The sequence below is a fragment of the Pseudomonas sp. genome (assembly GCF_050739995.1).
GTDB lineage: Bacteria > Pseudomonadota > Gammaproteobacteria > Pseudomonadales > Pseudomonadaceae > Aquipseudomonas.
The window spans coordinates 1-3,936 of record NZ_JBOICG010000505.1; the positions used below are offsets into that span (position 1 = coordinate 1).

Sequence of the window (3,936 nt, forward strand, 5' to 3'; positions counted from 1 at the left end):
GGTTTTTCGAGAAAAGATAATAAGCTGATTGAACGTTTGTCTGAGCTTATAAATATATTAGATGTTTTTCGAAAAATGATAGTGAGGGATATTAATGAATTAAGAGTAAGAGCTTTCGATGTTGTCAGTCGGTGTGGTTAAGTACGCTCGGTACTTTTATAACTAATCGATGCGGGACGCTTCCACGTGGAGAAGCTGTCCCGCTAAGCAGTTAAACAAGGAGGAAGAGGCGTCTTACCGCGCGCTTTTGTTATCGGCGGTTTCCAGGCCATTGAGGTAGTTGGCGATCACTTCCATCCCGCGCATCAGGTGATTGCGTAGCGTCAGGATGCTCTCGTCGACCTTTTTCTGGGCCACCAGGTTCAGCAGTTCACGGTGATCTTCCTGGGATGTCTCGCCCAGCCCCATTGCCTCAAGGTTGAAGCGTAGGAAACGCTCCTCCTCGTTCAGCCCATGCTCGACCAGCTTGAGCAATCGCTGGTTAGGTGCCTTGCCATACAAGGTCATGTGGAACAGCCGATTGAGGTGGCCAATCTCGGTATAGTCTTTTTCACGTTCCAGGGCATTGATGTAGGACTCGGCCTCTTCAACATCAGCGTCAGTCAGCAAGGGAATCGACAAGCGCAACGCTTCGGATTCCAGCAACATGCGCAAGCCATAGGTCTCCGCCGAATTGTCCTCGATCAACGGTGCAACCACGGCGCCTTTGTGGGTCACCACATGCAGCAACGACTGTGCCTCCAGCTGGCGCAAGGCTTCGCGCACGGGCATGCGGCTGACACCGAACAGGCTGGCCAGTTCTTGCTGGCGCATAGCGGTGCCGCACGGCAATCGTCCGTCGAGAATGGCATTTCGTAACGTTTCTTCAATAACGGAGCGTGCAAGATGGGCGGGAATAGGCCCGCTGATTTTGATGCTGCTTAAAGGGGTCGGCTTCTGCGTCACGGTTACGCTATCCTCCTTTCTTGAATAAAGTGCGTTTAATTGGATCCAATGCACACTAAAGATGGGTCGCACGCTTGTCAAACAACCAAAGTTTCCGTTTGTAAGGGCTTACAGGACATACTTTGTGTATCCCACAAGGGGCGGTTATAAACGCGGCCCGCTGATGAATGATTGCACTATGCCATTGTTTTTTGTGGGTCAACGCTTCACCATCCCTTGAAATTCCGTCTCTCTTCACGGACTGAACGCCTTGGCGGTAAGTTTTATTCCTTCTCGAATCCTAAGCTGGCTGTTTTCAGCGCTACTGTTGGCCGGCTTGATGCTGGGCGGGCTGCATGCCGATTGGGATTTCTCCCAGATCAGCCGCAAAGCCACCGCCCTGTACGGGCCGTTGGGGGAAGGTCAGCAACGCATCGACGACTGGCAGCGGCTGCTGGCGACGCAAAAACAAGTCAGCGAGCAGGAGCAGCTCAAGGTCGTCAACCTGTTCTTCAACAAGCACATGACCTACACAGAAGACATCGATCTGTGGCACGTGGAGGACTATTGGGAGACACCCATCGAGGCCTTGTGGAAAGGTGCTGGCGACTGTGAAGACTATGCTATCGCCAAGTACTTCAGCCTGCGCCATCTGGGTGTCTCCAGCGACAAATTGCGCATTACCTACGTCAAGGCCTTGCGTCAGAATCGCGCTCACATGGTCCTGACCTATTATCCGACCCCCGACGCGATCCCGTTGGTGCTCGATAGCCTGATGGACGAGATCCTGCCGGCCACTCGTCGTACCGATTTGCTCCCGGTGTACTCATTCAACGCCGAGGGTTTGTACTTGCCGGGCGCCAAGGGCAACAAGAAAGTCGGCGATACCAAACGCTTGTCACGCTGGCAGGATGTGTTGAGAAAAATGCGTGCCGAAGGCTTCCCAGCCGAGCCTGCCAACTAGGAGTAACTGATCGGTGTCTTTGTTCAAACAACTATTGATCGCAATCTGTCTGTTCCTCGTGGTCGCCTTCAGTGGCAGCTTCATGGTCAGCCTGGAAAGCTCGCGCACGCAGTACGTCAACCAGCTGCGCTCCCACGCGCAGGATGCGGCGACGGCATTGGCGTTGTCGCTGACGCCCAATATCGACGATCCGGCCATGGTGGAGCTGCTGGTCAGTTCGATTTTCGACAGCGGCTATTACGCGAGCATCCGCGTGGTGGACCTGGCCACCGACAAGACCATCGTCGAGCGCAGCGGCATTCCCGACAACAACGGCGTGCCCGACTGGTTCGTCAAGCTGATCGGCCTGGAGCCGGCTGGTGGTGACGCGCTGGTCAGTCGAGGTTGGGAGCAGGCGGCGCGTGTCGAGGTGATCAGCCACCCGATGTTCGCTCTGGCCAAACTCTGGCAAAGCGCCCTGGGTAGCCTCGGCTGGCTGCTGTTGTGCGGCGCGGTCAGTGCGGTGCTCGGTGCGTTGCTACTGCGTCGGCAATTAAAGCCGCTGGACTACATGGTCAAGCAGTCCCACGCCATCGCCCGCCGCGAATTCCTCAGCCTGCCCGACTTGCCACGCACGCCGGAATTGCGGCGCGTGGTACAGGCCATGAACCAGATGGTGGAAAAGCTCAAGGCACTGTTCCAAGAGCAGGCCGAACGCAGCGAAAAATTGCGCACCGAATCCTATCAGGACAACCTCACCGGCCTGGCTAACCGTCGCTACTTCGAGATGCAGCTCAACGCCCGTGTCAGCAACCCGGAAGAAACCAACTCTGGCTACCTGATGGTATTGCGCATCAAGGACCTGGCCGGTCTCAACCAACGCCTGGGTGGCCAGCGCACCGACCAGTTGCTGCAAGCGGTCGGTCAGCAGCTGCTGCGCCAGTGCGAGCCGTACCCGGAAACCCACAACCTCGTCACCCGTATTCGCGGCGGTGAGTTTGCCGTGCTGGCGCCGGGGCTGGTGCGTGAAGAAGCGCTGCAATTGGCGCAAAACCTCGAAAGCACCTTGCAAAGCCTACAGGTCACCGGCGCCAGTGACGTCACGCCGGTTGCTTACATTGGCCTGGCCCCCTTCAATCATGGCGACGCCCCTCAGGCACTGCTGACCTTGGCTGATCAGGCCCTGGCCCAGGCTGAAGGGCAGGGTGATACCAGCTGGGTATGCCTCGATCGAAGCGCCGCCGCCAGTGTCGGCGACGACCATCATGCCTGGCACACCCTGTTGGACCAGGCCCTGACGCTGCAGCGCTTCGAGTTGTATTTCCAGCCGGTGGTCGCCAGTCAAGACCCTCAATGGGTGCTGCACTACAAAGTGCTGTCGCGCCTGCAGGATGAAGACGGCCATACGATACCCGCCGGCCGGTTCTTGCCGTGGCTTGAACGCTTCGGCTGGACGTCCCGTCTCGACCGCCTGATGCTCGAACAAGTACTCAAGCAGATGGCCAGTCACACGCACAACCTGGCGCTGAACCTTTCGGCCGCGACCTTGCAAGACGCCCAGGCGCTGAATCGGATTGTTGAGCTGCTACGCCAGCACAGCAACCTGGGCCCGCGCCTGACCCTGGAGATCGGCGAAGAACAACTGCCCGAGCAGGCCCTGTTGGAGCAACTGACCCAGCGCCTGCGCGAACTGGGTTTCTCTTTGAGCCTGCAGCGTTTTGGCGGGCGCTTCAGCATGATCGGCAACCTGGCGCGCCTGGGCCTGGCGTACCTGAAGATCGATGGCAGCTACATCCGCGCCATTGACCAAGAAAGCGACAAGCGCCTGTTTATCGAAGCGATCCAGCGTGCGGCCCACAGCATTGACTTGCCGTTGATTGCCGAGCGTGTGGAAACCGAGGGGGAACTGAAGGTGATTCGCGAGATGGGAATTTTCGGCGTGCAGGGGCAGTTGTTTGGCGAGCCTGCGCCCTGGAAATAACGCACCGACACCACAAACCAATGTGGGAGTGGGCTTGCCCGCGATAGCGGTTGTTCAGTCAGAGATGCATTGACTGACACACCACTAT

3 protein-coding genes are annotated in these 3,936 nt (G+C 57.5%); 2 read left to right on the plus strand and 1 reads right to left on the minus strand.

Going from position 1 to position 3,936, the window contains the following annotated elements; genetic code table 11:
- Window positions 1-234 precede the first annotated feature (234 nt).
- Window positions 235-945: a GntR family transcriptional regulator gene (locus tag ACRESD_RS16655; protein ID WP_431751927.1), complete on the minus strand. Its 711-nt coding sequence runs from the start codon at window positions 943-945 to the stop codon at window positions 235-237.
- Window positions 946-1,195: 250 nt separating this feature from the next.
- On the opposite strand from ACRESD_RS16655, the gene lapG reads away from it, so the two are divergent.
- Window positions 1,196-1,888, plus strand: a complete 693-nt coding sequence (lapG, locus tag ACRESD_RS16660) for a cysteine protease LapG (RefSeq protein ID WP_431751928.1) — start codon at window positions 1,196-1,198, stop codon at window positions 1,886-1,888.
- A 13-nt stretch (window positions 1,889-1,901) separates the two neighbouring features.
- Window positions 1,902-3,848, plus strand: a complete 1,947-nt coding sequence (gene lapD, locus ACRESD_RS16665) for a cyclic di-GMP receptor LapD (RefSeq protein ID WP_431751929.1) — start codon at window positions 1,902-1,904, stop codon at window positions 3,846-3,848.
- Window positions 3,849-3,936: the final 88 nt, after the last annotated feature.